This window comes from Aquitalea sp. S1-19 (genome assembly GCF_024343515.1).
In genome coordinates, this window is sequence record NZ_RJTZ01000171.1 from 1 (window position 1) to 3603 (window position 3603).

Below are 3603 nucleotides of genomic sequence, written 5' to 3' on the forward strand. Positions count from 1 at the left end.
GGTGGCGGCCATCAACGGCACTTCCAGCTGATGGCTGCGGATAAAACGGGTGACGAACTGGCGCGACTTGCCGATTTCGACGGCAATATCGCTCTTGCCTGCCTTGCCTTCGCCCAGACTGACCCCAGCTAAACTGGCCAGACCGCCCATTTGTCCGGCCAGCGCGGCCAGACCGCCGCCGGATTCGCTTTCTGCCGGTGCCAGCAGTACTTTGGACTGGTAAATATTGGGCATATTCAGCGCCACCGCCACGGCGATGGCGGTGGACATAAGGGTGCTGGCGATAATCAGCCATTTGCCTTGCCACAGGGTTTTGAATAGTTCGAGCAGATCGATCTCGTCGTCCTGTTCATGCGTCATTGGCTGAGTCATTTCGTTTTGCATATTGGTCATGGTTTGATCGCCGCCCATGCGACACCCAGCTGATACATGATCTGGGTGACGGCAGTCCAGGTGGCGAGCGCATCGCGGCTCTCGCTATCAACCGGAACGATAATGGTATCGCCCTGTTCTATGCGCGGCGTGCTCTTGTAGATCCAGTTGCCGCTCGGCATGCGGACCGAGCCGTCAGCCTTGACGATATACACGCGGCTGGTGTCGGCGCGCTTTTTGGCACCGCCGGCCCGCTCCAGATAGTCCTGCATGTCCAGATCGCGCTGATAGGTGTGGTTGGATGGGAACTGCACTTCGCCAATAATGCTGACACTATTGCGTTGCTGCGGAATAAACAGGCGATCCTGATTTTCCAGCAGGATATCGAAGGCCTTTTCGCCTGCCACTACGGCCGGGCCGTTAATCACCAGACGCCCCAGCGCTTTGGTGTTTTCCAGTTGCTCCGCCAGTTTTTGTCCCGCCATAGGGTCGGCTTTTTGTGCTAGCGGATTACCCTGGCTGCGTAGCTGGGCGTAAGACATTTCAGCGCGCAGTTCTTCGTTCATGCGGCGCAGGTTTTCTTGCTCCTGCTCGCGCAGGCTTTCACGGGTAAAGATGGCACCTTGCGGATTGCCGAAGCTGGTGAGGCCGCCTGCGCGGCGGATCAGCTGGCTGAGCATCTCGCCGCGTTTGACCATATAGCTGCCTGGATAGCGTACTTCGCCTTCCAGTTTGACGGTAATTTCTTCGCGCCATTCGGGCTGGGCCAGCACGTTGAGACGGTCTTTGGATTGCAACGGCTGGGTCAGCAGGCGCTCGGCCTCCGTATCATTTAGTGGAATATCGAAGCTGTTATGTGTCAGCTTGAGTTCGCGGCCATTGGCAAGATAACGGCTGAGCTCTATGCGGTCGGCCGCCTCGGTGCGCCCCCCTGCCGCCGTGATCAGGTCGGAAAAAACACCATTGCGCGGCAGCGGATAGATACCGGGAAAGCGCACTTCGCCACGGATTTCGACGATCTGTACCGCCTGCTCGGGGCCGGCCTGCAGCTTGAGCTGGGAGATGACGTCGGTCAGCAGGGCTTCGCGACTGTTATCGATGACTTTTTCTGTCGCGCTCTCCTGTGTCAGCGTTTTTAGCGTGATATCGGTTTGTGCTGCAGCATTGTCGATATTTTTTTGTTCTAGCGTGGATGGCTTGAGCGCGGTATTTCCACTTAGGTTCTTGTCAAAGCTGTCAGCAATGTTGCTGGCAAACAAAATGACCTGATCGCGTTTTTGCAGGGTCAGGTTATGGCGGCTGCCCGGGTTGCGCATGGCCTCGCCCGGCTTGAACTGCAATACCTGGATGCGGCGGGAGGCATCGACTTCCCGTACCACGACACCGTATTCCAGATCAGTGCTGGTCAGCAGGTCTTTTTCCGGGCTGCGGATCAACTGGTTGATGCGCATACCCGGCTTGAAGCTGGCTGGTCCTGCGTGCAGAACTGCGCCCTTGAGCACGACTGCATTATTGTAGGTATCGGATACGCGTAGTGCGGATACCGCGTCACCATCGCGGATGCTAAACGCGGCGGCTTGGCGGCTGCCGGTGCTGATATTGAATAGTTGCGGCCCGGTTTCGCTCTGGCGGGTAATCCTGACTTCGTCCAATGCTTCCGGCTTGAGTCCGCCACCCAGTGCGATCATCTCGTTGAGCGAGGTCTTGCCCTTGAGTTCGTAAATGGCCGGACGGCGTACCAGTCCATCAATAGCTACGCTGGGGCCTTTGGCAGGAATAAACACTACATCGCCGGCGCGCAGGCGGATGTCTGCCTTGTTGTCGCCTTTAAGCAGGAGCTGATACAGATCCATTTCCTGTACCACGCGGCCATTGCGTTTGACCTGGATCTTGCGCAGGCTACCGCCGGTATTGAGGCCGCCGGCAGCCTGCAGGGCCTGGGTGATGGTGGTCAGTGCGTTGACATTGTAGGCGCCCGGCTTGAAGGCTTCGCCGGTCACGGTGATCTGCATCATGCGCAGGGCACCCATGGAGACGAATACGTCTACGCCCAGCATCTGCGACTTGATGCGACTGATCAGGTCGACGGCGACTTGCTGGTAGCTATTGCCGGCTACATAAATCGGGCCTAGGCCGGGGAAGTCGATATTGCCCTGACGGCCGACGCGCAAGGTATGCAGTGCATTTTCCTTGCCGTAGAGCTGGATTTTCAGCTCGTCACCGGGGCCGATCAGATAGTCGTCTGGCACCGGTAAATCGGAAAGCGGGGTATTGCTGGTCGGCATGCCGGCAAACAGGCTGTAACCGAAAGGTTCGCCTGCCTTGCTGGCGGTAGCAGCTGTTGTGCGCGGCTGTATGGTGGGGGCTAGTGCTGGTGCGGCTTCGGAAGGCGAGGTCGCAGATTGTGCAGCACTGGCGGAAGCCGCCTGAATTTGTGCCTCGCTGGCACCGTACTGGCGGGCCAGTGCGATTTGCTCCGGCGTTAGCGCATGGGCGGATGCCATGGATAGCGTGACAGCCAGAATGGCGAGTCGCTTTTTTTGCATCTAAAAAACCCTTTTAAAGCGAGCGACCTACTAGGCCGCGAATCAAAGATGAAAATCGTATTGTTTTATGCTTGAAAGCCTGGTGTTAATAGCTGACGTCAACTTTGACGCCAGCGTAACCGGGGCCGAAGTCGAAAATAGGCTGGTAACGGCCGCGCTCGCGCTGTGCGCTCCACAGCCATTTCCCTGTCGCATACCCGAGCAGGCCGCCGGCCGCAACATCCGATACCCAGTGCTTGCCCTTGGCCGTACGTCCGAGCGAGGCAATGCCGGCAACACCATATAGCCAGGGTGCACGGTATTCGGCGGCAAATGGTGTGATGGCGCCAAATGTTACTGCAGTATGGTTGGACGGAAAGCTGCTGTCGCTACGTGACTGGCCTGCATCTTGCCGGCTCCAGTGGCCTTGACCCTCATCCGGTCGTGCACGGTTAAAGGCTTGCTTGAGCAGCATGCTGCTACCTGCCGCGACTGCAGCCGACTGGAGGGCAATAAAGCCGGTGTTCTGCAGCTTGCTGTCGCCAAGTGCCAGCGCCATGCCTGCACCGCCTACCGCCAGCAAGGGTGCGGCCTTGCCCAGTTTGTCCCATGTCTTGATGCTGCGGTTGTCTTCATGGCCGGCCAGCTTGTCCCGCCATTTTTCGTCGGCCAGCGAAGCTAGTCCGATGGTGACGCCGGACCAGAA

At 58.2% G+C, this 3603-nt stretch carries 3 protein-coding genes; all 3 read right to left on the minus strand.

What is annotated here, in order from left to right; translation table 11 throughout:
- A partial coding sequence (locus EGI20_RS16515) for a Wzz/FepE/Etk N-terminal domain-containing protein (protein WP_498632781.1) occupies positions 1-393 on the minus strand: 393 nt, incomplete at its 3' end.
- Positions 390-2918 carry an SLBB domain-containing protein gene (locus EGI20_RS16520; protein ID WP_498632783.1) on the minus strand — a complete coding sequence of 843 codons (2529 nt, stop codon included), beginning with the start codon at positions 2916-2918 and terminating at the stop codon, positions 390-392. The genes EGI20_RS16520 and EGI20_RS16515, both read right to left, overlap by 4 nt.
- 85 nt (positions 2919-3003) lie before the next feature.
- On the minus strand, positions 3004-3603 hold a 600-nt coding region (locus EGI20_RS16525; RefSeq protein ID WP_498632785.1), incomplete at its 5' end, for a phosphatase PAP2 family protein.